We start from the raw sequence: 25,705 nt of genomic DNA, 5'->3' as shown, positions 1-25,705 counted from the left end.
TCAATAAAAACGGGCATGTTTCGATAGTAATCGTGACCGTTTTGAGGAAGAGTCATGGAAACGGGCATGTTTCGATAGTAATCGTGACCGTTTTGGGGAAGAGTCATTAAAAACGGGCATGTTTCGATAGTAATCGTGACCGTTTTGAGGAAGAGTCATAAAAAACGGGCATGTTTTGAAATAAATCATGACCGTTTTGGGGAAGAGTCATGGAAAACGGCGAGTCTTTTTCCAAGATGTCGAGTCGATCCGTATCGATTTATTAATAAGCAGAGCCTAACGTCACAGTTTATGGTTATTGTGTCAAAACTAACAATCTTTTAAAAAACTGCCCAACTAAATAAAGGAGATTTGAAATGATTATTTTTCCAGCAATTGACATTTTAAACGGTCAATGTGTACGACTTATTCAAGGAGATTATAATAGAGAAAAAGTTTATAGCAATTCCCCAGTGGATATGGCAAAACAGTGGGAAGAAAAAGGTGCAGAATTCATTCATATCGTTGACTTAAACGGAGCAAAAACAGGAGAGTCAATAAATAAAGCAGTGATTATTGAGATTGCTAATACCGTTTCGATTCCTGTCCAAGTCGGTGGAGGTATCCGCTCAATCGATACAATGAAAGACTATCTCGAAAATGGTGTAAATCGTGTAATTATCGGTACAGCTGCAATTAATAATCAAGCATTTTTACAAGAATCAGTCAAAAGATTCGGTGAGCAAATAGTTGTATCAATAGATGCTAAAAACGGGTTTGTTGCTACAGATGGTTGGACAGATACGAGCGATGTTTCCGCACTTGATCTAATTAAAAAATTAGAAGAAATCGGTGTTAAGACAATCGTGTATACCGACATTGCAAAAGACGGCATGCTCCAAGGTCCAAATTTAACAGAGCAACAGACAATCAATGAAGCGACAAAAATGGATGTTATTGCTTCGGGTGGTGTTACAACGAAAGAAGATGTAGCTAATCTACAAAACCTAAATATGTATGGAGCAATTATCGGCAAAGCTCTATATGATGGAAAACTAGAATTTGTATCACTCATGGAGGAATAAACATGAAGAAACGTATCATTCCATGCTTAGATGTTAAAGACGGCCGTGTCGTAAAAGGGAAAAAGTTTCAAAACATTCAAGACGTTGCCGATCCAGTTGAACTTGCTAAAAAATATGAACTCGATCATGCTGATGAATTATTTTTACTCGATATTACTGGAAACGATCGGGAAACTTTTTTAAATATCGTAAAGAAAATTGCAAAAGTAATTAAAATTCCACTTCTTGTTGGGGGTGGAATTCGTACAGTAGAAGATGTAGCAGCAGTGCTCGATGCTGGTGCAGCAAAAGCTTCTATCACGAGCGCAGCAATTGACAATCCGAATGTAATAAAAGACGCATCTGAAAAATTTGGTGACGATAAAATTATCCTTTCCATCGATGCCAAAAAAGTTGCCCCAAACAAATGGCACGCTTTTACAAGTGGCGGAAAAAAAGACTCGGGACTTGATGTAATTGAATGGGCAAAACATGGCGAGGAACTTGGTGCATGTGAAATTTTACTTAATTCTATTGATGCGGATGGCGTCAAAGATGGCTATGATTTAACTTTAAATAATGCAGTTAAGAAAGCTGTAACCATTCCTGTCATTGCAAGTGGTGGAGCTGGAGAAATGGATCATTTTAGAAAAGTGCTTACAGAAGGAAACACTGACGCAGCACTCGCCGCTTCTGTTTTCCATTACGAAGACATTAACATCACTGATTTAAAAGAGTATTTGCTGAATTTTGACATTCTAGTAGAGGAGATTTAACAAACATGATTAAAAATATTACGTATGATGACAATGGACTGATCCCGGTCATTATCCAAGATGATATCACAGGAAAAGTCCTTATGCTTGCCTACATGAATGAAGAAGCATTACAAAAGACGATCGAAACGAATGAAACGTGGTTTTATAGTCGTTCTAGAAAAGAGCTTTGGAACAAAGGAGCGACTTCCGGTAATAGACAAAAAGTAAAGAGTATTGCCCTTGACTGTGACCAAGATGCCCTACTTGTAACAGTCGATCCCCTTGGACCAGCATGCCATACAGGGGAAGAATCTTGTTTTTTTAATATTGTTAATGAAAAAGACTTTTCAAAACGTGAAGTGATTCATACGATTGTTGATGTTATTGAAGCACGCCGAAATAACCCAGTGGAAGGTTCCTATACAACCTACCTATTTAATGAAGGTATCGATAAAGTATTGAAAAAAGTCGGTGAAGAAGCAAGCGAGGTCATTATTGGTGCAAAAAATAATGATAAAGAAGAAATCAAATGGGAAATTGCCGATCTTGTTTACCATACGCTCGTATTAATGAATATTACTGGGGTTAGCCTCTCCGATATAAAAGATGTTTTATACGAACGTCATGTTCAGAAAAAGGAAGATAAAAATGACTAGACTATGGAGTTCTATGACAAAGAGGGCTAAACCATACATCCCTGGGGAACAGGTAAATAAAGAAAATATTTTAAAATTAAATACGAACGAAAACCCATACCCACCTTCTCCTAGTGTAATTGAAGCTATCACTTCTGAAGTTGGGAAGGATTTACGGTTATATCCCTCCCCAACTATGGAAAATTTACGAGGGGAGATCGCCAAATATTATCATTTGAAGATGGAAAATGTCTTTATCGGAAATGGTTCTGATGAAGTATTAGCATTTTCTTTTATGGCTTTTTTCGAACCAGGCAAGGAAATTTTATTCCCCAATATAACATACAGTTTTTATCCAGTGTATGCAAAACTATTTAATATTCCGTATACAGAAGTTGCATTAAACGAAGATTTCACCATTCATACAGAAGCATTTTTTAAGTCCAAAGGTGGAGTGATTTTTCCAAATCCAAATGCTCCAACTAGTATCTACTTAGCCCTTGAGCAAGTTGAAGAAATTGTGAAAAACAATCCAGATACGGTTGTCATTGTAGATGAAGCATACATCGACTTCGCTCCTAAATCGGCAGTATCGCTCGTTAATAAATACGATAACTTGCTCGTTGTACAAACGATGTCCAAATCACGGTCACTGGCTGGTCTAAGAGTTGGTTTTGCATTAGGGAATGAACAATTGATTCAGGCACTGATTCGAATGAAAGACTCGTTCAACTCATATCCAGTTGACCGCTTAGCAATGACCGGAGCGACTGCAGCGATTAACGATAAACCATATTTTGAAGAAACAACCGAGAAAATTATTAAAACAAGAGGTTGGACAACCGATCAACTTGAAAAGCTTGGGTTTCAAGTTCTTCCATCCGCAACAAACTTTGTTTTTGCGAGTCATCAAGATATGGAAGCAGAAACATTGTATAAAGAATTACGCGACAAAGATATTCTCATCCGTTATTTCGGAAAAGAACCTATCAACAACTTTGTTAGAATAACAATTGGTACGGATGAAGAAATGCAACAATTAATAGAAGAGATTAAACACATATTAATTTAATTTTGCGTTCAATTAAATCGCTTAATTTAAACAACATATCCTCCAAATCGGTTGTGTACTTGTTACGAGATGGAGGATATTTTCATGCAAAATAACTTTTACTTACTTTTACATGAATGAATAAAACCAGCATATATATTTTTAGAAGACTCATCGCCTTTATTTATTAAATTCTCCGGGTGCCATTGAAGTCCAAGTACAAATGTTTCAGAATCCCCTTCTATCGCTTCTATCACACCATCACTCGCTGTTCCACTAACCATTAATGTAGAACCGAGTTTGTCATTCGCTTGATGATGTCTACTATTCACTTTTATTTTATCTTTGCCTACTAAACGAGATAATAAACTATTTTCAGCTACATGTATATAGTGAGATGAATGATCTGCAGGGGCATTTTGCTGATGTTGCAGTAGTTCCCCTTCTTTTTGTGTATAAATATCTTGATACATGGTTCCACCCAGCGCAATATTTAAAATTTGACTCCCTCTGCAAACACCTAATATCGGCTTATTCTTTTCAATCATTTTTTTCGTCATCACAATCTCATACTCATCACGCGCAGGGTTAATTCTACCTAGTTTCGGATGTGGCTCTTCATTAAATAATGTTGGATCAATATCGTTTCCACCAGTTAAATATAAACCATCAATCATGTCTGCAATTTGATTAATATTATGCGTTGAAACTATTAAAGGTAAAATAATTGGTGTTCCTCCTGATTGTACGATCGCATTCATATTATCGATATTAACAAAATAAGTATGGCTGTCTTCATTGATCGATGGTGTAATTCCAATAACCGGGTTCATTATTCATTCCTCCTTATACACTAACATCATTTATATTATATTGTTTTTACGATAAAAAGTTTGGTTCATTCTTCTACATTTATTGCCTTTAAAGGAAGTTCTTTAACTATCCTACCTTTTCTTCCTTCTGTCGTTTCTGCATTACTTAATGAATTTAAAATAGCCTCATATGTCACTTCAGCAGCTGCCGTAAAAAATGTATTCATAATTGATTTATCACCCCGTAACTGGATAACTTGTTCTATCACTGCATCTGTATAATGAGGAAATGTTTGTGCCGTAGAAAAAGCAATCACAATATCACCGCTTCCGTGATCCATATGACTCCCTGTCCGTCCTAACCCAATTCCACTCCGTTTAGCTATCCTTTGTAATTGTCGTTCATTTAACGGAGCGTCAGTTGCTAAAACAATTATTATTGAACCATCTGTATCAACATTTGGTTCATGATTATGTAAATCTAGTGAACGATGTAAAAATTCATTATATCTCTTTAGTTCATGTTGTTTTCCGAAATTACTTAATACTAAACACCCTAACGTATATTTTTCTTTTTCACCTTCTAAGCAAATGATACGTGACGAACAACCAATACCACCTTTATAATCGAAACAGACCATACCAGTTCCTGCACCGACCGCCCCTTCTTGAACACAATTTGTCGATGCATTTTGAATAGCCTGAAACGCATGATGTGGTTGCACAGGAAATGTTCGTATTGAATTTAAATAACTGTCATTACATTCACCAACCACTACATTTACTGTACCTGTTCCATCCCCTATTTCTATATTTTGATCAAGTAAATAGTTTAATGTCCCTTGGGTCACTGCCGGGACAGCGAACGTGTTCGTTAGCATAATTGGAGATTCCAATCTACCTAACTCATTTAGTTGGACTAATCCTGTCGTTTTGCCAAATCCATTCAATACATAACTTGCACAAGCAATCTTTTCTTTAAATACATTACGTCCATGGGGTAATATTGCAGTTACTCCTGTACAAGCATATTCACTATGTTTAAGTGGATATCTTAATGTTTTATGACCGACCTGGACACCTTCAACATCCGTAATACAATTTTTCACTCCCGTAGGTAAATAACCTATTTTTAAACCTAATTCTCTAATTTTAACTCTAGACAATACGAAACATCTCCTCAAAACCTGCTGTATTCATTAACCGTATAATGGATCAAAAGCGGTGGTCCCTAAGTTAAGACAAGCTTGGATCCCATGCCACGCTTCCAACATATCCTTCCCTTTATAGGCAATAATTCTTGGTGATTTCATATAGGACCCTGGAACATGACTAGCACGTTTACAAGCGGCTGTAGATGTCCATTCAATTTCCAATTCCACTTGTCCATCTATTGTATAAGGTTTTATTTCTTTTATTCGATGTACAGCTTGTGAAGCTTTATTTTTTATCTCCTTATGGCTATTCTCCAAGGATAAGCATCGAGCTGTCCAACGATCAATCGCATATTTCACAATCGCTGTTTCAATATTTCCTAATGATCTTTTTGCTTCTTTTGCCAAACAATCATCCCCGGAAACCATTAGGACGGGTACGTCAAAATAACCTGCAAGTGCTGCATTTAGCTCCAATTCACCAACTGGCATTCCATTCATTCTCATCTCATACATTTCCGGCCCTACCATCGTTTCATTTGCCACCCCGTGGGAATGTCCTACTTTTGCATGTAAACCAATGAACAGCGCCCCATCATACCCTTCCACTTGCTCTACCATCGATAACCTTTTATTTGAAGCCCCCCGAATTATTTCAGCTCTAGCATCCAGTTTTTCATAAATAATATTTAAACTCGACCAATGCGCATCATTTACAAGAACCTCTCTTGCCCCTGCTTCAAACGCTCCATCAATCGCCGCATTGACATCCATTGTCATTAATTTTCTAAACTCTTCAAAACGACTACCTGTTGGATGCATTTCATCAGAACTAACTACTCCTGAGATTCCTTCTCCATCTGCTACGATGTAAATCTTCATAACTTCCCTCCATTGGCGCAAATTGATGATGTTTATTTCATATAAAGATATAATTCCTTCCCAATCTCATTCAGAACGCTTAAGGCGGAATCTTGATGACACTCTTCAGATAGGACTGTAACCGTTACAACACGTTCACCCATATATAAAATACCTACATCATGCTTAACTCCTGTAACACTTCCTGTTTTACTAGCAAACATCCATTCAGGTTGAACACCGATAAATGGTTCCTCGTTTTTAGGTAATGTGCTCGTCAAATAATGAAGTTGCTGCCTTTTCATCATATTGACCATTTGCTCACAAGCATAATAAGAACTAAATTTCCCTGTCGCAATTTTCTTTAAAAAAAGAGAAACATCATGAGCAGTAATGATATTTCTCCCTTCCAATTTAACTGGAACCGTCATTAGTTTGTTGTAAAATGTACTCTTTTTCATACCAACTTCAACCAATGTATTTTGAATCTCTTTAACTCCAATTTCATCAATGATCATATTCGTGGCTGTATTATCGCTTTGAATGATCATTAACATCATAAGATCATATAAAGATAATTTAATTCCAGGTGTTAAATGTTGGATTACCCCGGCTCCCCCAACGATATCTTCTCTTCTTACTTCTAACGTATCACTTAACTTCAACAATCCTCTATCAGACATCTTAAAAGCAGTCGCTAAAATTGGGAGTTTTATAATACTTGCTGCAAAAAAAGTTTTATGCGCATTCAAGTTCCAACTTTTTTTCTTGTTTAAATCTTCAATTGCAATCGCCCAATTTCCTTCAGCGTTTTCTATGATCCTTTCTAGTTTAATCGTTAAATTTTCCATGATAAACTCCTTTTAAATTCTCGGCTTCATTTAATTTCGGAACAATCCGGTGGAAAATAGACATCGCTGTTGGAGTTCCGTTTTTATCTACTACTATTTCAATCGGTTCTAAAGTATCGTCCATTTCTGCAAGGAAAACATGTTCTCGAATCCACTTAATTGAATACTTTTTCCCTTTGTAATAAAGTTCCGCCTCGCCGTTGTTTACTTCGATCGTAATATCTTCTAATTCTTCAGAACGATATGTTCCCTTATAACTTGCCAATGTTTCGTCGTCTACTGAATATGCCTCATATGCGAAATGATGAGCGTCTATATCCCGATCAAAATAGGCATTTAAAGCTAACTCCATCGTACGAGAAGCGGGAAAACCTGATAAATTTGCCAATACGATTACAGATATCCCTTTTTCTACTATCATGCCAAATTTTGAAGAAATCGATTGTAAACTTCCGCCATGTTCGATGAGAGTATCGCCATAATAATTTGGAGTAATCGTTAAGCCATACCCATAAAATCGTTCTGGATCCATTTTCACATGTGGATATATCATTTGTTGGACACTTTTTTCCGTTAATATTCGTTTACCATCAACCACTCCTTTGTTTATGAAAAGTTGACTATATGTAATCATGTCTCTAGCGGTAGACTTTAAAAATCCAGTTGCACGCATGGCGGGTGCATCCCACCAATCTTGTACTTCATAAATGACATTTCCCTCTGTTAATTCATTTAGCTCATAACATGTTGTTATATTCTCATCATTTCCATATTCTTCCCTTGTAAAATAGGTTCGTTTCATTCCACATGGATGAATGATGTTTTCAACTACGTATTGTTCATATGGAATGCCACTTGCCTGTTCGATAACCGCCCCTAATAACCCATATGCCTCATTCGAATAACTAAATAACGTACCAGGCTGAGCAAATAACTGAACGTTAGCATCGGATATATAATTCATTAACGATTCATATGTATCTATTGTAATGTCATCCGCATTTGATTCTAAGTAATCAACTAAAAATTCATCGTTTCGCTTCCTGCGCATTGCATAATCTAATGAAGGAAGTGGGGGGATACCCGATGAGTGGGTCATAAAATGATGTACCGTTATTTTTTCTAAGTCCACTTTATTTTCAATTTTGAAATTTGGTAAGTAATCAGTAATAGGAGCATGAAGATTTATTTTTTCTTCTTCCACTAATCGCATGACAGCTGCGCAAGTAAATGATTTTGTCAAAGAAGCTAAGCCAAATACAGTATTCCGATCAATTGGTAATGCTTTTTCTTTATTTTTAAAGCCAAAACTTTTCTCGTAAACAATATTCCCTTGTTCCGCAACGGCAACAATACATCCTGGCACTTCATATGCATCCAGTAAATGTTCGATGCGTTCTTCAAATTCATTGAACTTCTTCATAAATTTCCTCCTAAACAACAGCTATGTTAAGTCATGATTCATATACTGGCCTAAATTTCAAGAAGTTTTGATAGGCAAAGCCTTTTACCTCATCCTCTGAATAGTATTTTAATAGTTCATTAATTAAATTTTGATACTTCGCACTATTCTCCAAGCTTGTAATATAACAATCTATTCCGTCAAAATCCGATCCAAATCCAATTTTGTTCACTCCACCTAATGAACATAAGTGATCAATATGTTTGATCAAATCAGAAATCTTTACCTTATTCGCATTTTCTTTAATAAAAGGCGGGTTAAAAACGACATGGATTAATCCATTTTTCTCAAATAAACATTTGATTTGCTCATCATTAAGATTACGTGGATGGTCACAAACACTTCGAGCATTAGAATGGCTAGCGATTGGATAGTTTGCAAGCTCCATCACGTCCCAAAAGCCTTTTATTGATAAATGAGATACGTCAGTTAAAACGCGATGTTCATTATTTAATTTGACAACTTCTTTCCCAAGGGCGGTTAAACCGGCACCCCGTTCTTCTCCTACACCATCTGCACATAAGTTAGCATGATTCCATGTAAGTCCTACTGACATTACACCAAGATCATATAGCTCTTTTAATTTATTTAAGTCATTTCCGAATGCATCAGCACCTTCTAATGTTAAAATAGCACCTATTTCCCTATCTTTTAAACTATCTATCTCATCCCAGCGTTTAATAAACTTCATTTCTGAGTTTTTTTCAATAATTTCCGTATGAAACAATTCAGCCTGTTCTAAAGCGTACTCCCATAATTTATCTGTCGGAACTTCTGGAGAAATAAATATTGCAAAACATTGTAATAACAGTTCCCCTTCTTTCAACCTTTCTAAATTCGTGTCTAACGTTTTTTCCTTTTTAAAGTCCAAAAACGTATTACTGCGTTTCGCCTGTTGCATTTTATATAGAGCATCACAATGTGTATCGATTATTTTCATCCAAACGATTCTCCTTTGTCTATTCATCCATTCATAAAAATGAATCATAAAGTTATCTATCTACTATTATTTTTATGTTAGAATCGATTTCCACTACAGGTGGTCGCTGTGGAGACTCAAGACTCATGCTAATCCCACCGGAGTCGCCACCTTTCGTTCTAGGTAACTCACCTCGATATTCAAATACTTAATTATTTTTATGTTAAATTAATAATAAAGGTTAGTCCCCAAAAAGGATATTTTTCAAAAAAAGGTTATCCAAAAACACGATATATAGTAGTTTTTTCTATCACGATACATCTATATATAGTGCAAAAAATGGATAAGTTACCTTTTTGGGAGTGAACCATAATAAAGAAAAAGTGTCTAAACGTTGAAGTGTTATCATTTTAATGACTAAAATTCTTCTTTACTTAGGTTTAATTATATAAATGACAAGCAACAAAATGATTCGGTTCAACCTCTCGCCATTCAGGTTTTACTTGGGCGCAAATATCCATTGCCATCTGACAACGAGTTCTAAAAACACAACCGCTTGGGGGATTGATGGGGCTTGGGAGCTCTCCCTTTAAGATAATGCGTTCTCTTGTTTCTTCAATATCCGGATCTGGTATCGGAATAGCCGATAATAATGCCTTTGTATATGGATGAAGCGGCGTTTCATAAAGTTGATTGCTAATTGTTAATTCAACCAAATTCCCTAAATACATCACACCGATTCGATCTGAAATATATTTAACCATCGATAAATCGTGAGCGATAAATAAAAATGTTAAACCTTTCTCCATCTGTAATTTTTTTAATAAATTGACAACTTGTGCTTGTACGGACACATCAAGTGCAGAAATAGGCTCATCAGCAATGATGAATTCTGGTTCTAGAGCAAGCGCTCGTGCAATACCAATTCGTTGACGTTGCCCTCCACTAAATTCATGTGGATAACGGTTCGCATGATCACGATTTAGACCTACTTCTTCTAATAGTTGATATACTTTTTCCATCCGCTCTTTCCGGTTCCTACTCATCCCATGAACTTCCATTGGATCTGAAATTACTTCACTAACTGTAAATCGAGGATTTAAAGAAGCATAAGGGTCTTGAAAAATCATTTGCATCTTACGATAAAACGGCCATTTATCATCGTCTGAAAGCTCATGAACATTTTCACCATCATAAAGGACATCACCGGATGTTTTATTATAAAGTCCCATAATTGTACGACCAATCGTTGATTTTCCACAACCCGATTCACCAACGAGTCCAAATATTTCTCCTTTTTTCACTTCAAAACTAACTTCATTGACTGCTTGTAAAACTGATCCTTTTCCAATATTAAAGTGTTTCGTTAAATCGTTCACCTGTAAAATAGCATCTTTCATCCAATTCACCCCAGCTCACTGAAGACTTACTTTTATCGTATAAATGAGGAGTGGCTCCTATCTAAGCGAGCCATTCCTTCGATCATTAATTTTATTAGTTTTCAATATCTGCATATTTCAAGTCAAAGTATCCAACAGGGTGCCTTAGTATGCCCGATACCCCTTCTGCTTCGAGTACCACCGTGTTATAAAAACGAATCGGTGTTGCGATCGCTTCTTCAGCAAGTAGTTTTTCAGCTTCGTATAAGGCTTCCCAACGTTTTTCTTCATCTGGCTCCGACTTACCTTTTTGAATTAACTCATCGTATTCTTCATTTGACCAGCCAGTTCTGTTCATATACGAATCAGTAATGAAGCTTTCTAAGAAGTTCACTGGATCATAATAGTCGTTTATGAATGAACTTCTTGAGAATTGAAGTTCTAAATTTTGCTGTGCTTCAGCAAAAACATTCCACTCTTGGTTTTCTAATTTTACTTCTACACCTAAATTTTCTTTCAACATATCTTGAATTGCTTCAGCAACTGCTTTATTACTATCGGTCGTGTTATACGATAACACCACTTCAGGTAATTCATCGTATCCTTCTTCTTTCATTCCTTCTTCAAGTAGTTCTTTTGCTTTTTCTGGGTCAAGTGTAACTAAATCACCATTTACATCACGGAAATCTTCTCCTGTAGGACTAGTAAAACCAGGAGATACATAACCGAATGCTGGTTCAACTTTATTCTTTACAACATATTCCGCAATTGACTCTCGATCGATCGCATAAGAAAAGGCTTGACGAATCTTTTTGTTATTAAATGGTTCTTTCGTGACGTTAAAGCGATAAAATTCCAATCCTCCAGACTCACCGATATAAACATTGTCACCTTCGATTAGCTCATCCGATAACTCTGAAGGTATCGAAGCAGTATCAAGTTCTCCACTTTGGAACATTTGGTATTGTGTTTTCTCATTATTTACCATGGCAAAGTGAACTTTGTCTAGCTTTACGGCGTCAGCATCCCAGTAATGCTCATTTTTAGCAAATACCATTTCATTGTCATGTTCCCATGATTCTAGTTTAAATGGACCATTTGCTACGAATGAATCGGCTTCTGCATGCCAATTTTCATTTTCTTCAGCTACTTTATGATTGATTGGAAAAAATGCTGGATTCGTTAATAAATCCAAAAAGAATCCAGTTGGCGCAGTTAAGACAACTTCTAATGTTTTTTCATCAATCGTATTGATTGCTACGTCATCAGCCGATCCTTCTCCTGCATTGTACTCTTCGGCGCCTTCAATAAAATAGGCTAGAAAAGCTGCAGATGAGGCAGTTTCTGGATCTAACATATACTTCCAAGCATAAACGAAATCTTCTGCTGTAACAGGATCACCATTTGACCAATTTGCGTCTTCACGGAGATGAAAAGTATAGGTTAATTTATCGTCGGAAATATCCCATTTCTCCGCTACACCCGGGGCCGGTTGGGAGTCCTTATCAAGACGAGTTAATCCTTCCATCAAGTTATTCAACGGATCCCAAGACAATTGATCAAACCCAATTGAAGGATCAAGCGAAGTAGGTTCTTCACCATTATTTAATCGCAGTATTTTTTCCCCACCATCTCCATCTGTCTCACCTTCTTTAGTCTCTTCATCTGTCGTTTGCGTCTCTTCTTTTCCTGCATCTTCATTTGCTGTACAAGCAACTAAAACAACCACTGTTAATAAGGCAAATAGTAACAACAAATATTTCCTCATGTTTTTACCCCCTCATAGTTTTACGGCTATAGAAGCCATTACTTTTTTCGCCCGCTCATCTTGGAGCCAACAATCTACATGGTGAGATTGACTAAATGCTGTTTGTGCGGGATAAACTTTTTTACACACCTCCATGGCATATGGACACCGTGCGGTAAACGGGCATCCTGCAGGAGGTGAGAATAAATCAGGTGGTGTACCATCGATTGGTGCTAATTGTTCTTCTCTCATATCTAAACGAGGAATAGAGTTTAAAAGCCCCCGAGTATAAGGATGTGATGGCTGATAAAAAATTTCTCGTTTCGTTCCTGTTTCAATAATTTTACCGGCATACATTACTGCAATACGATCAGCAACTTTAGCAACAACTCCAAGATCATGTGTAATTAATATAACTGCTACACCTGTTCTTTTCTGTATTTTGTCAAATAGTTCTAAAATTTGCGCTTGAATGGTAACATCAAGAGCTGTTGTGGGTTCGTCAGCAATTAATAAATCAGGTTCGCAAATTAAAGCAATAGCAATAACGATACGCTGTCTCATCCCTCCACTAAATTGATGTGGATAATGATTCATCCTTTCTTCAGGATTTGGTATCCCTACAAGGTTCAACATTTCGAGTGCTTTTTTCTTAGCATGATCTTTATCTATTTTATGATGTTGACGTAACCCTTCTGTCAATTGACTTCCAACCGTTAAAGTTGGATTTAATGCTGTCATCGGATCCTGGAAAATCATAGAAATATCAACACCGCGTATGGAACGCATTTTTTTTGCACTTATTTTTGTTAAATCATCTCTTTTAAACAACACTTCCCCTCGGGTTATTTTGCCGGGCGGATCGGGAATTAATCGCATAATAGCGTTAGCCGTGACACTTTTTCCACACCCCGACTCCCCCACTATTGCAAGAGTCTCTCCTCTATTAACATGAAAATGAACGCCCCTTACTGCTTTAACTGTTCCTCCATACGTGGAGAAAGTTACGTGAAGATTTTTTACCTCTAATATTTTCTCCATATTTTCTCCCTACTTCCTTAACTTTGGATCAAGTGCATCTTGTAATCCATCACCTAGTACGTTAAACGCAAACATTGTAAATGAAATAAAAAATGCTGGGAAAAATAATGTCCACCAGTTTCCAGATAAAATAGCACCTAACGAATCGTTTGCCATCACACCCCAACTCGCATATGGGGCTTGTATACCTAATCCTATAAAACTTAAGAAAGCTTCGGCAAAAATAGCAGAAGGTACTGTTAATGTCATTTGTACAATAATCGGCCCCATCGTATTCGGTATAAGATTCTTTCGAATAATCCTCGATTTTTTAGCCCCATACGATTGGGCGGCAAGGACGAACTCGTAATTTTTTATTTGGAGGACTTGCCCCCTTACAATCCTTGCCATTCCGACCCAGCCGGTGACTGTCAAAGCTACTATAATTGTAAATAAACTTGGTCCAAGTACAACGAGTAATAAAATAACAACTAATAAATAAGGTAGGCCGTATAAGATTTCAACAATTCGCATCATAGCATTGTCTGTTCGGCCTCCTTTATAACCGGCAATCCCTCCATAAATAATCCCGATCGATACGTCGATTAATGCAGCCATTAATCCAACAAATAAAGAAATACGTGCTCCATACCATGTTCTTGTAAATACATCTCTACCTGCAGAATCTGTTCCAAACCAATGTGCAGCAGATGGTTTTTGGTACTGTTCAGGTAAATTTTGCGTATTTACCTCGTACGGTGAAAGGATGGGACCGAAAATTGCCATGAATGTTAATAATATAAGGAAGATTAATCCTACCATCGCCAATTTATTCTTCTTTAATCTATTCCATGCGTCTTTCCAATAGGAGAGTGAAGGGCGTGCTACTACTTCCCCCATCCCTTGCTCTTTTTCTAGTAAGCGGAACCATTCATCGGGTGCTTCGGCAGGAGAATTTTTTTCAGGTTGCATTTCATGAAGTGCTTTCATTTATTCTCCTCCTTTCCGATGAACTTTAATTCTTGGATCTAATATGCCGTAAGCGATATCAACTAAAAAAAGCATAATGATCAAAAAGGCACTATAAAACACGGTCGTTCCCATAATAACTGGATAGTCACGTTGGTTAATGCTTTCAACGAAATATTTTCCCATCCCCGGAATAGCAAAAATTTTTTCTATAACGAACGTTCCTGTTAAAATACTTGCAACTAATGTTCCTAATATTGTTACAACTGGCATTAACGCGTTTCTGAGGGCATGTTTTACAATAATTTTCCATGGAGACAGTCCTTTTGCCCTTGCCATTCGAATATAATCTTGTGTCAATACTTCCAACATAGAGGATCTAGTAAGTCTAGCGATAATCGCCATTGGACCGGTAGCTAATGCTAACGTTGGCAAAACCATATGAGCTGGACTAGACCACGTTGCTACAGGTAACAGTTCTAAATTCACCGCAAGATGTTGGATTAATAACGTCGCTAAAACAAAGTTTGGAATTGAAATACCTAACACTGCAAACCCCATTGCTAAATAATCTATCATCCCATTATGTCGTAATGCAGCGAACACACCTAACGTAATTCCAGATAGTACAGCGACAATGATTGTAATGATCCCTAATTCAAAAGATATTGGAAAGCCCCTACCTAAAAGGTCATTTACCGAATGATCTGGTTGTTTAATAGAGGGACCAAAGTCAAATGTAGCAATCGATTTTATGTAAAGGAGATATTGAACATAGTAAGGTTTGTCTAAATTGTAATGTGCTTCTAAGTTTGCTTGAACAGTTTCGTTAGAGGAACTTTCGCTATTAAATGGGGAACCTGGAATACTTACCATTAAAATAAATGTTAATGAGATGATGATCCAAAGCGTAATTAGCATAATAAGTAAGCGTTTTAAAATATAACGTAACACTCGTATCACCCCTATTTATTAACTAGTGTTTTTCTTTACTCCATATTTGCTACGTCATTTAACTTGTATGTTTTTACCTAAAATGGTTTTGTTAGCGATTTCTATTAAAGTGGTATTCATTTCCATAACTTAATATTTTTATTTAATTATATAGAATATTACCCTATATTTCCAATTAATATTATTTGTTCTACTTATTTAAAAAGCTAATAACCCTTTATTTATCCGCCTTAAGTATGATGAAAATACCCGTATTTACTATATAATTAATAAATAGATATGAAAAAAAATAGAATTTTATGAAGAATATTTTTCAATGCCTCTATACAAAAGATTGATAACATAGGTGGTATAAAAATGAATTTGAATCAACTAGAAGCTTTTTTATATGTTTCATTTACTGGTAGTTTTAGTAAAGCAGGAGAAATTTTATTTATATCCCAACCAACAGTAAGTGCTCGTATCAAATCATTAGAACAAATCTTAGGTTGTTCATTATTTAACCGAAATGATAAATATGCTACGTTAACTAAAGAAGGAGAAATCTTTTTACCTTATGCTAAAACAATGCTTGAACAAATGGATGAAGGAATCCATTCCATTCAAAATCGTAATTTAATTACTGAAGGAGAAATAAGTATTTCATCTGTATTAATTATGGCAGATTTTATTTTACCAAAAATAATTAGTGAATTTTATAAAGTCTTTCCAAAAATTAAACTAACCGTTCATACAGGACATACCCATAACGTATTAAATATGGTTCTAAATTATGAAGTACCGTTAGGGATTACTCGTTCCGTTAATCATCCTAAAATTGATTCCATTCATTTATTCGACGATGAACTGGTGTTAGTGACGTACCCAAGCCATCCTTTTTACCACAAACAGCATGTTTCTTTGCAAGATGTCGCCAATGAGCCGTTAATCTTATTCAATCGTGGTTCAATCGATTGGACTTTGATTAATAAAGCATTTCACAATTTAAAAATAGAATCGAACATCGTTTTAGAAACGGATAATATTAAGCTCGTGAAGCAAATGATCATGAAAAAAATGGGGATTGGTATTTTGCCTAGATTATCTTTAGAAGAAGAATTAAGAGCAGATAACCTTCGTATTGTAAATATTAGCGATTTACCTCAACTTAGTCGTCCATATCAAATTATTTTTTTAAAAGATACAAAAATAGAAGGTTTATTAAAGTTCTTTGTAGACTTTGTATCCACCCAAATTAAACAAATGATGAAATAACTCTTTAGTGCAAACTTTAGAAAACTTGGCTTATCGCCAAGCCTTGGCGAAAGCCTTAGTTGCACTTATGCAGTAGGAAAGTTTTATACTTTCTTATCTGCTAAAAAAGGGACTGAAGAGCACCAGCCCTACAGTCCTTTTTTCTATTCTACAGCCAATCTTACTTGCTTTGTATAAAAATAACGAACAATTATAAAATAAACAACTTGGATAACAAAGAAACTTCCGAGGACAATTGCTGACTCCGTAAATAAATTATAACCAAACATATGTGATAAAGCGGTTAATGCCACTGCCCCATGGATTATTGCGACAATAATCGGTGCAAAAAAGAGTAATGTAATTTGCTTACCGATGACGCTGTTCATTTCCTTTGTCGTTAAGCCAATTTTACTAATTGCCATAAACTTCTCTTTATCATCATCAAGGTCCGTGTACAGTCTAAAATACAAGAAACTTCCTGCCGATACGAAAAACACGATCCCAATAAATAATCCAACAAACATTATCGGGCTCCACATTTTATTAATATCATGGACAGCATGGTCTATTGCCATGATTCCAGGAAATTCTTTCGAAACTTTCTGACCAGCTGCGATCAATTTATCTTTATCTCCGTTTTGAACTTGCCATCCAATAACTTTTTTCGTGTGTTCCGGAGATGAGAGTTGCTCGTAAATATGGTCTCCCACAATGTAATAATGCATTACTTCTGGTAGCACATTGGGCTTTGCAATACCTAACAAATTTTTATCCACATTCGCATTCGTTCCGTCCTCTAATGTAATAAATGAGTTTTCTAAATTAGCTTGAGGTACCAACATATTACCAGAACTTTGCTCCACCACGGCCACTTGAGTATCTTTTAAATCAATTTCTTTTTCGCCTGTAATCCGTGCAAACGCATTATACGTCTCAGCAGTTGTAATTAAAATTGAATCCTCATTCTGATTGTAATAATTTAATTCTATTTCAGCTTTATCATACGTTAAATCGTATTGATCAAGCGTTTGTTCAATTTTGTTAATTTCATTGTTATTCTCTTCTGCCTCCTCTGCCGTATAAACAAACGAAATAGGATGAGCAGATTTTAGCCCACTTGTTAAATAAGAATTCAGTCCAACGAGTGTTCCAATTGCACTAAATGCAACGGTAGAAATAATGGCAACCATAAAAAAAGCTCGTGCATTATCTTTCATCCGATATGATAAATCTGAAAACAACAGCATATTTGTTTTTTTCCAAAATAAACGTTCACTTTCTTTTAGCTTTCTGACGACATATACATTGAGTTGTGTAAATAAAAAATAAGTTCCGATTATAACGAGTGTTACAACGGGAAACAAAGCAAAGGCAACTGCTGGGCCTTTCACATATAAAGCAATTGCATATCCGCTTCCTACTAAAAGTACGGCTATAACTGTTAACCAAATGGATGCTTTTGGTTCACTTTTTCCAATTTTATCTCCCTTAATTAACTTCACTAGCTTTTTCGTTCGTAGTACAAAAGTGACGAAAATAGAAATAAAGAAAAATAAAATCATAAACGAAATAAAAGTTACAATTAATGCTTTCATCGGAAAATAAAAGCTTAAACTACCATCTAAAACTAACACATTTTCCGCAATAAGTAGTATTGCTTTTGAAAAAACTAGTCCAAGTGCAATCCCTATTACTGTAGCAAAAAAGCCGATAACCATATTTTCTAAAAATACCATCCATCGAATTTGTTGATTTGACATCCCTTGGATCATTAATACACCAAATTCTTTTTTTCTTGATTGCAAAAAAGAACTCATCGAATAAAGAATAAAGAAAAAGGAAAATACATAAATAATCCCACCAGCAACGGACATCCCTTTCGTTACACTGGGATGTATTCCCTCCCCATTTAATCCAGGATGAAAAGCAAAATTTAAAAATGTAAAAAACACCATAACCGTAAATACGCTACTTAAAAAATAAGCAACATACAAGCGTTTATTTCGGAAGACATTATTAAACGCGAACTGACGAAAGGTCATCATCATTACCTCCCATTAAGGAAAGTGTATCGATAATCTTTTGGAAGAATATTTGCCGATTATCCCCTTTATGAATTTCGGAATACAACTTCCCATCGCGAATAAAAATGACTCGATCTGAGTAACTTGCCGCTTGTGCATCATGTGTAACAAGCATCATCGTTGTCTCTTCTTGCTCGTTCATCAAAGAGAGCATTTCCATCACATCTTTTGACGCTTTTGAATCCAGATTTCCTGTCGGTTCATCGGCTAAAACTAATTTCGGCTGGTGAATCATCGCTCGAGCCACCGCAGTTCGTTGTGCCTGCCCCCCAGATATTTCATATGTTCGTTTATTCATTATTTCTTTTATTCCTAACGTTTCTGCAATAGCATGTGCCTTTTCCTTCATTTCTTTTACACGTTTACTATCGAGTGTTAAAGGAAGAACAATGTTTTCCTCTACAGTCAATGTGTGTAATAAATTAAAATCCTGAAAGACAAAACCTAATTCCCTTCGACGGAATTTAGCTAACTTATTTCTATTTAACTTATGTGGATTTTCTCCTTTTATTAGCACTTCACCAGTTGTTGGCTCATCTATTGTTGCAATAATATTTAATAGCGTAGTTTTCCCGCTACCAGAAGGACCCATAATGCATACAAATTCTCCTGTATCAACAGTAAAACTTATATCCGTTAAAGCTCGATAAGGTATTTTCCCTTCATAAACTTTACTTAAGTTTTTCACTTGTAACAACTTAAAAACCCCTTTCGTTCATGTCTATCTTTAGCTTATAACGGATTGTCTATGGTAACTATTGATTTTTCTTTCACTTACCTTACAATGTTGTAAGAAAAGGGTCAGTGCAACCCAGATGAAGCGGATTCGAACTAGAATTCAGCGATTCAACTAAACATTCAGCGAATAACGAAATAATTTAGCGTAATTTTCAATCTTGTTGATGCCTCTAAAAATTAGTTGAAAATAATGCAAAATGTTGATCCCTCTCCAACTGTCGATGTCACTTCTATTTTATGTCCCAAATACTCGGCAACTTCCTTTACTAAAAATAATCCCATCCCTGTTGATTCACGATATTGACGACCATTTTCTCCAGTATAAAATGCATCAAAAATTCTTCTTACGTCTTCTTTTGGAATACCGACTCCAAAGTCCCTCACTTCTAGTACTACATTTCCATCTTGTTCATCCAAAACAAATTGGATTTTATTCGATTTTCCAGTTGAATATTTCACTGCATTTTGAACAAGTTGTGATACCATAAAAAATAACCATTTTTCATCCGATTCTACCATGATGTTAGTTTGCTTCTCATTGACCTCAGGATAAAGATTATTTCTAATATATAACCGTTTATTATCCTGATTTACTTCCTGAATTAATTTTAATAAATCTACTTTTTTAATATGAAAGTCTTGCTCAATTGTCCGCAGCCGCCCCATATATAACACCATATTTAGACCGGCTTTTAATCGATCCGTTTCTTCTCGAAAACTGGAGGCATCGGGCTCATCCAAATCTTTTGCCATTAATTCGATAACTGATAGAGGTGTTTTCATTTGATGAATCCATCTGTCCATAAAGATCAGGTGTTCTTCCTGTTTTTTCCCCATAACGATAAATTGTTCTTGGAATAAATTGTATTGTGCTTTCAAGAGTTGGTTTAATGCTTTTCCAATTGCAACATCATCTTGTTCTTGCAATGTCTCATCAAGTGTTCTAACTGGTACAGATAATCGTTTGTAAAAGTTTCGGCGTCGAATGTAATAATAAATGAGATAACAAACGAGAAAAAAGCCCCCTAAAAATAGGCTATATAAAATAATTTCAACTTGACGAAAACCAGCAAGCCAAACTATTCCAACAACTGTAGTAAGTTGAATAATCTGTACAACTATGAGGAATATATGTTCTTTTAAAAACAGCTTCATGATGCATCTCCTTACCATGTCACATGTAATCGATACCCAACCCCGCGAATTGTTTCAACTGCATCCGCTATACCAACTTCTAAAAACTTTTTCCTTACTCGTGTTATATTAACATTTAACGTATTTTCATCCACAAATGTTTGATCATCCCATAATTTCTCTAATAAATCTTCTCTGCCAGCAACTCGTGGAAAACGCTCTAATAATATTTCAATAATATCCGCCTCATTTTTAGTTACAGAGATTGTTTTATTATTAAAGCTAAGCTCAAGTCGTTCAGGAAAAAGTTGCAGTCCTTTTTGTTCTACAATCCGTTCTTGTTGTTGAGCCGCGTATTCTCCATAAGCTCGTCTTAATTGACTTCGCACTTTTGCCATCACAATTTCTGGTGAAAAAGGTTTCGTAATAAAATCATCCCCACCATTTTCGAGTGCCATTACTTGATCCATCTCTCCAGTACGGGCAGAAATAAAAATGACCGGACAGGTCGATACTTGCCGTATTTGCCTGCACCAATAAAAGCCGTCATAACTTGGTAAATTAATATCCAACAATACAAGATGAGGTTGATAAATATTAAATTCGTTCATTAGATTTGAAAAGTCAGTACCTATTAATACGTCATAGCCATATTTCTTAACTTCCTTCGCTAAATGAGTGGCTAATTTTTCATCGTCCTCTACAATTAATATCTTTTGCACCTGCTTCTCCTCCTGATAAGAGAAATAAAAAACATCTTGTCCCTATCTTAATTATATAGTAACAAGATGTATGGAAATTTAAAACTTATGCTTTCTGAACGATATTTGCTTTTTGATACCACGCAATTAAACTTGTGATTACAATTGCGATAAGCGCCGGTAATAACCATCCAAGACCTTGGTCATACAACGGGAGTACCGAACTGTAGAAATTAATAATTGGTTCCATCCAACCTAAGTCTTCTATACCAAGCGAATCATACAGTGCAGTTAATCCGTCAAAAATACTAATAAGAAATGTAACTGCAATCGCTCCGACATACACGATTTGTGAATGATTAAACAATGGCGAAAGAAATGTTAATAACATTAAGACAATTGCAAGTGGGTATAAGAACATTAATACCGGGATTGAAAAAGTAATAATATTTGCTAGTCCGAAATTTGCAAAAATAAATGTAATCAATGAGAAAAATACAACTAATGTTCTGTAACTGATATTAGGGAATAACGTATGGAAATATTCTGCGTTCGCTGTAATTAGTCCGATTGCCGTTGTTAAACAAGCTAGGATAATTACAATTGCCAACATGATGTTTCCAAATGTTCCAAAATAATGACCAGCAGCTCCACTTAATACAGGACCACCTGTATCAAATATACCTAATGTCTGAACACTCGTTGCTCCTAAGTAAGCTATACCGACATAGATTAAACCTAATAAAATAATTGCTATAGTACCTGATTTGGCTGCCTCAGCAAATATTCTTTTATTATCAGTTACACCTAAGGAACGAATGGCGGAAATAACTATGATTGCAAATACAAGTGATGCTATAGCGTCCATCGTGTTATATCCTTCAAGAAATCCTTTTACAAAAGCTCCACTTTGATAAGCTTCTTCTGGTGCTTGAATTGCCCCCATTGGGTTAAACATAACGACAAATAATAGAATAGCAAGTAAAAAAACTAACGCCGGAGCCAATATTTTACCAACGTTATCCACAATTTTTGCAGGGAATGCGGAAAATAAAAGTGTAACGATAAAAAAGAGTAATGTAAAAATAAATAGTCCTATTTGTTGAAAACCATCAGCGACAAATGGAGCAATCCCTACCTCATAAGCAACCGTTCCCGTTCTTGGTGCCGCAAAAAATGGCCCGATCGTTAAATAAAGTAGTGCTGTGAAAAAAAGTCCATATATGGGATGCACTCTACTCGCTAGTTCTTGCAAGTTTTTACTTCCCGAAAAGCCCATGGCTAATATTCCAAGTAAAGGTAATCCAACCCCTGTAATTAAAAAACCAATAACTGCAGGCCATATATTTGTACCTGAGTATTGTCCTAACTGTGCTGGGAAGATTAAATTTCCTGCTCCGAAAAATAAGGCAAAAAGCATAAAACCAATTGCCAGGTGAGATGAAAATTTTAGTTTATTCATAATGATGTCCTTTCTCCTTTAGACAACTGGCAAATCGATCTAATTCGTTTGTCCAAGTCTTTTATTTAGTTTAATTATACTTTTCTGTAAATTCAATATACGTGCGTGTTCAAAAAGGAGGATAAAAAGGATCAAGAAGTTCGAGGCGGCGCAGTTCCCGTCAGCGGAATGTATGCATTTAGATACATGAGTAGCGGAGAAACAAGCATTCGTGCGAAATTCGCAGTGTCATTTTTACCGGACTTTTTGAACATCCTCTATAAAAAAAGATAATAAGATACTAGATCTATATCTTTTCTTCTATTTCTGATTTTTCTTTTACTTTGTCAATTTTTGCTTGTAGTGCTTCATCTGTTTTTTGCTGCAGCAGTTGTTTTTTTAGTTGATCTTTAATTTCTTCAAATTCCGGAATACTATCATTTCCTTCTTTCGCTTTTTCATATTGTTCTTCTACTTCTTCATCCGTTACCGTAACTTCAATCGTTTTAGCCAGAAATTCATTTAGCGTTAGTTCAAACTTCAGCTGATCTTTAAAACCATTTTCAGTAATCTGATACTGTTCAAGCAGAGTTTCAAGTGCTTCTTTATTTTCGGATTTAATAGTTTCAAACTCAGAATTAACTACTTCTTCCGTAATTTCAATCCCTTCTTCTTTTGCCTGTTGCAAGAGAAGTTGTCTATCTATTAAGGATTCCATTGTAGCTTGTTTAATTTCATTATTATCTACTTCTTCTTCAAAAGCCCCAGCATGAAGTTTCAATTGTGAATAAACAAGATTATATGTTTCACCTTTAATATCATCACCATTTACAACTGCAACAATATCGGTTTCGTCAACCTTTTCAGCTTCCGTTATTTCTACTTTCTGTTCCGATGACTCCTCTATTTCTTTCTCGTTATCATCCCCACAACCTACTAGTATTCCAGCAAATAAGAATACTAAGAATCCTATTATATAATTTTTCATAAAATTAAATCTCCTTTTGGAATTGCTGTACATCTATTCAATCAATTTTTTATTTATTTATCAAGTAATAATGACTAGAAAGTGAATTCTAAATTTTAACATTTTTTCTATTATACCGACAAGTCATCTATTGACCGTTTTTAATAAATGTGATATTAATAGTATAATATTTTTTTACAGATTAGTCATCTGATGACCTTATGTATTTTTCAGAAAACTTGGCATTAGCCAATCCCTTAATGGCGAATGCCTTAGTTGCACGTATGCGAGTCAAGAAAGTTTTATACTTTCCTATCTGCTGAAAAAAGGAGGAAATAATGTTATACGAACCGATAAGTTCAAAGAAAAACTATGAAAAAGTAATTGAACAAATTATTTCAATGCTTAAACAAAAAAAATTAAAAGCGGGGGATCGGCTTGATTCTATTGAACAACTTGCCAAAAACTTTGGTGTCAGCAGATCGGTCATTAGAGAAGCATTAAGCGGTTTAAAAGGGATGGGCATCGTACATATACAACATGGTGAAGGAACATTTATTGCTGACTTCAATGCCGATTCTATTTCTCTACCAATTACGACGGCGTTATTAATGAAAAAGGAAGATATTAAAGAATTAATGGAAGTGAGGAAAATTTTAGAAGTTGGTGCTGTACGATTAGCTGCTCAACACCGTACACATGAGGATCTCGTTCAAATAGACCAAGCAATAGTAGATATGAAAACGAACCAGTTAGATGAAAAATCCGATTATCATTTTCATTTTTTAATTACGAAGAGTTCCAGAAATAAAATGTTAATGAATTTACTACAAAGTATCTCGAAAATGATGATTGAAACAATTCGCGATGCCCAAGAAATTATTCTTGAGTCAGAGAATAATAAGAATCTATTAATAAACGAACATGAACTCATTTTTAAAGCGATTAAAAACAAACAACCTGAACAAGCAGCGACATACATGATTCAACATTTAGAAAGTGTAGAAAAATCTCTCTCACCATATATTAACTAATTTTTGGAGGTGACAATCAGTATGAAAGTTTCCTTATTTATTACTTGTGTATGTGATATGTTTCATTCAAATGTGGGCAAGGATACGGTAGAAATTTTAGAACGTGCAGGATGTGAAGTCGATTTTCCTGAATCCCAAACTTGTTGTGGGCAGCCTGCATTTAATAGCGGTTATTTACAACAATCGAAGAAAGCAATGAAACAAATGATTCAGGCTTTTGAACATGCCGAATATGTAGTAGGGCCATCTGGTTCATGTGTCGGTATGTTAAAAGAATATCCAAAAATATTTGCCGGTGATCCTGTATGGGAAGAACGAGCAACAGAGCTTGCAAATAAGGCATATGAGTTAACGCAATTTTTAGTTGATATCTTGAATGTCGTTGATGTCGGCTCTAAATTCGTTGGGAAAGTCACTTATCATCCTTCATGTCATATGACTAGAGTTCTAGGAGTGAAGGAGGCACCTATTCAACTTTTAAAACAAATAAAAGGGATAGAATTAATCGAGCTCCCGATGAAAGAAGATTGTTGCGGGTTTGGTGGAACATTTGCGATTAAAAATGCCGACATATCAACGGAAATGGTGAAAGAAAAGTCACGACATGTGTCAGAAACAGGAGCTCATTATTTAGTCGGGGGCGATATGGCATGTTTAATGAATATTGGCGGCATGATGTCTCGTGAAGGGAAAAATGTGCAAGTCATTCATATTGCTGAAATATTAAATACACAATAATTGGAAGGAGGATTTTT

24 protein-coding genes are annotated in these 25,705 nt (G+C 35.6%); 7 read left to right on the top strand and 17 right to left on the bottom strand.

The window, feature by feature from the left end; genetic code table 11:
• The first annotated feature begins 356 nt into the window (after nucleotides 1–356).
• From hisA to hisC, 4 genes are read left to right on the top strand one after another with little or no spacing between them, the layout of a single operon-like run.
• Nucleotides 357–1,064: a 1-(5-phosphoribosyl)-5-[(5-phosphoribosylamino)methylideneamino]imidazole-4-carboxamide isomerase gene (gene hisA, locus SPD89_RS12465; RefSeq protein WP_336262275.1), complete on the top strand. Its 708-nt coding sequence runs from the start codon at nucleotides 357–359 to the stop codon at nucleotides 1,062–1,064.
• 2 nt (nucleotides 1,065–1,066) lie between these two features.
• Entirely contained in the window at nucleotides 1,067–1,819 is a 753-nt protein-coding gene (gene hisF, locus SPD89_RS12460; protein WP_336262274.1) for an imidazole glycerol phosphate synthase subunit HisF, read from the top strand.
• Between the two features lie 5 nt (nucleotides 1,820–1,824).
• Nucleotides 1,825–2,457 carry a bifunctional phosphoribosyl-AMP cyclohydrolase/phosphoribosyl-ATP diphosphatase HisIE gene (gene hisIE / locus SPD89_RS12455; RefSeq protein ID WP_336262273.1) on the top strand — a complete coding sequence of 211 codons (633 nt, stop codon included), beginning with the start codon at nucleotides 1,825–1,827 and terminating at the stop codon, nucleotides 2,455–2,457.
• On the top strand, nucleotides 2,450–3,508 hold the full coding sequence (hisC, locus tag SPD89_RS12450) for a histidinol-phosphate transaminase (RefSeq protein WP_336262272.1): 1,059 nt from the start codon (nucleotides 2,450–2,452) through the stop codon (nucleotides 3,506–3,508). The genes hisIE and hisC overlap by 8 nt, the downstream gene beginning before the upstream one ends.
• A 98-nt stretch (nucleotides 3,509–3,606) precedes the next feature.
• Here hisC and SPD89_RS12445 read toward each other — a convergent pair whose 3' ends face one another.
• The 11 genes from SPD89_RS12445 to SPD89_RS12395 all read right to left on the bottom strand — a co-directional run bounded on the left by SPD89_RS12445 (nucleotide 3,607) and on the right by SPD89_RS12395 (nucleotide 15,615).
• A complete protein-coding gene (locus tag SPD89_RS12445; protein ID WP_336262271.1) occupies nucleotides 3,607–4,320 on the bottom strand; it encodes a gamma-glutamyl-gamma-aminobutyrate hydrolase family protein in 714 nt (237 codons plus the stop codon).
• Between the two features lie 65 nt (nucleotides 4,321–4,385).
• Nucleotides 4,386–5,465, bottom strand: a complete 1,080-nt coding sequence (locus SPD89_RS12440) for a DmpA family aminopeptidase (RefSeq protein ID WP_336262270.1) — start codon at nucleotides 5,463–5,465, stop codon at nucleotides 4,386–4,388.
• A 33-nt stretch (nucleotides 5,466–5,498) separates the two neighbouring features.
• Entirely contained in the window at nucleotides 5,499–6,335 is an 837-nt protein-coding gene (locus SPD89_RS12435) for a M55 family metallopeptidase (protein ID WP_336262269.1), read from the bottom strand.
• A 32-nt stretch (nucleotides 6,336–6,367) separates the two neighbouring features.
• Nucleotides 6,368–7,165, bottom strand: a complete 798-nt coding sequence (locus SPD89_RS12430) for a serine hydrolase (protein WP_336262268.1) — start codon at nucleotides 7,163–7,165, stop codon at nucleotides 6,368–6,370.
• Complete coding sequence (locus SPD89_RS12425) at nucleotides 7,146–8,588, bottom strand: serine hydrolase domain-containing protein (RefSeq protein WP_336262267.1); 1,443 nt, start codon at nucleotides 8,586–8,588, stop codon at nucleotides 7,146–7,148. Before SPD89_RS12425 ends, SPD89_RS12430 begins: the two co-directional genes overlap by 20 nt.
• Nucleotides 8,589–8,619: 31 nt before the next feature.
• On the bottom strand, nucleotides 8,620–9,567 hold the full coding sequence (locus SPD89_RS12420; protein WP_336262266.1) for a dipeptidase: 948 nt from the start codon (nucleotides 9,565–9,567) through the stop codon (nucleotides 8,620–8,622).
• A gap of 419 nt (nucleotides 9,568–9,986) precedes the next feature.
• Complete coding sequence (locus SPD89_RS12415) at nucleotides 9,987–10,946, bottom strand: ABC transporter ATP-binding protein (protein ID WP_336262265.1); 960 nt, start codon at nucleotides 10,944–10,946, stop codon at nucleotides 9,987–9,989.
• A 94-nt stretch (nucleotides 10,947–11,040) separates the two neighbouring features.
• Complete coding sequence (locus SPD89_RS12410; RefSeq protein ID WP_336262264.1) at nucleotides 11,041–12,693, bottom strand: peptide ABC transporter substrate-binding protein; 1,653 nt, start codon at nucleotides 12,691–12,693, stop codon at nucleotides 11,041–11,043.
• 12 nt (nucleotides 12,694–12,705) lie between these two features.
• Nucleotides 12,706–13,713, bottom strand: a complete 1,008-nt coding sequence (locus SPD89_RS12405; protein ID WP_336262263.1) for an ABC transporter ATP-binding protein — start codon at nucleotides 13,711–13,713, stop codon at nucleotides 12,706–12,708.
• A 9-nt stretch (nucleotides 13,714–13,722) separates the two neighbouring features.
• Nucleotides 13,723–14,682 carry an ABC transporter permease gene (locus SPD89_RS12400; protein WP_336262262.1) on the bottom strand — a complete coding sequence of 320 codons (960 nt, stop codon included), beginning with the start codon at nucleotides 14,680–14,682 and terminating at the stop codon, nucleotides 13,723–13,725.
• On the bottom strand, nucleotides 14,683–15,615 hold the full coding sequence (locus SPD89_RS12395; protein ID WP_336262261.1) for an ABC transporter permease: 933 nt from the start codon (nucleotides 15,613–15,615) through the stop codon (nucleotides 14,683–14,685). It lies immediately after the preceding gene.
• A 357-nt stretch (nucleotides 15,616–15,972) separates the two neighbouring features.
• Between SPD89_RS12395 and SPD89_RS12390 the strand changes: the two genes are divergently transcribed.
• On the top strand, nucleotides 15,973–16,869 hold the full coding sequence (locus SPD89_RS12390) for a LysR family transcriptional regulator (RefSeq protein ID WP_336262260.1): 897 nt from the start codon (nucleotides 15,973–15,975) through the stop codon (nucleotides 16,867–16,869).
• 143 nt (nucleotides 16,870–17,012) lie between these two features.
• Here the strand turns inward: SPD89_RS12390 and SPD89_RS12385 are convergent, their stop codons facing one another.
• From SPD89_RS12385 to SPD89_RS12360, 6 genes are all read right to left on the bottom strand, one after another.
• Nucleotides 17,013–18,893, bottom strand: coding sequence for an ABC transporter permease (locus SPD89_RS12385; protein WP_336262259.1), 1,881 nt, complete (start codon nucleotides 18,891–18,893; stop codon nucleotides 17,013–17,015).
• A complete protein-coding gene (locus SPD89_RS12380) occupies nucleotides 18,868–19,632 on the bottom strand; it encodes an ABC transporter ATP-binding protein (protein WP_336262258.1) in 765 nt (254 codons plus the stop codon). The genes SPD89_RS12385 and SPD89_RS12380 overlap by 26 nt, the downstream gene beginning before the upstream one ends.
• A gap of 218 nt (nucleotides 19,633–19,850) precedes the next feature.
• Nucleotides 19,851–20,828, bottom strand: coding sequence for a sensor histidine kinase (locus SPD89_RS12375; RefSeq protein WP_336262257.1), 978 nt, complete (start codon nucleotides 20,826–20,828; stop codon nucleotides 19,851–19,853).
• A gap of 11 nt (nucleotides 20,829–20,839) precedes the next feature.
• A complete protein-coding gene (locus SPD89_RS12370) occupies nucleotides 20,840–21,529 on the bottom strand; it encodes a response regulator transcription factor (protein WP_336262256.1) in 690 nt (229 codons plus the stop codon).
• An 85-nt stretch (nucleotides 21,530–21,614) separates the two neighbouring features.
• Entirely contained in the window at nucleotides 21,615–22,973 is a 1,359-nt protein-coding gene (brnQ, locus tag SPD89_RS12365) for a branched-chain amino acid transport system II carrier protein (RefSeq protein WP_336262279.1), read from the bottom strand.
• 283 nt (nucleotides 22,974–23,256) lie between these two features.
• Nucleotides 23,257–23,937: a SurA N-terminal domain-containing protein gene (locus SPD89_RS12360; RefSeq protein ID WP_336262255.1), complete on the bottom strand. Its 681-nt coding sequence runs from the start codon at nucleotides 23,935–23,937 to the stop codon at nucleotides 23,257–23,259.
• A gap of 317 nt (nucleotides 23,938–24,254) precedes the next feature.
• Between SPD89_RS12360 and SPD89_RS12355 the strand changes: the two genes are divergently transcribed.
• Nucleotides 24,255–24,950 (top strand): FadR/GntR family transcriptional regulator, encoded by a 696-nt coding sequence (locus tag SPD89_RS12355; protein WP_336262254.1) that lies wholly within the window; start codon nucleotides 24,255–24,257, stop codon nucleotides 24,948–24,950.
• Between the two features lie 21 nt (nucleotides 24,951–24,971).
• The gene (locus SPD89_RS12350) at nucleotides 24,972–25,688 is read left to right on the top strand and encodes a (Fe-S)-binding protein (RefSeq protein ID WP_336262253.1); all 717 of its coding nucleotides are present in this window, start codon (nucleotides 24,972–24,974) and stop codon (nucleotides 25,686–25,688) included.
• Nucleotides 25,689–25,705: the final 17 nt, after the last annotated feature.

It is taken from the genome of Pseudogracilibacillus sp. SO30301A (assembly GCF_037072025.1).
Lineage (GTDB): Bacteria > Bacillota > Bacilli > Bacillales > Amphibacillaceae > Pseudogracilibacillus.
The sequence above is the reverse complement of the archived record's forward strand: the minus strand, read 5'-3'. Positions and strand labels throughout refer to the sequence as shown.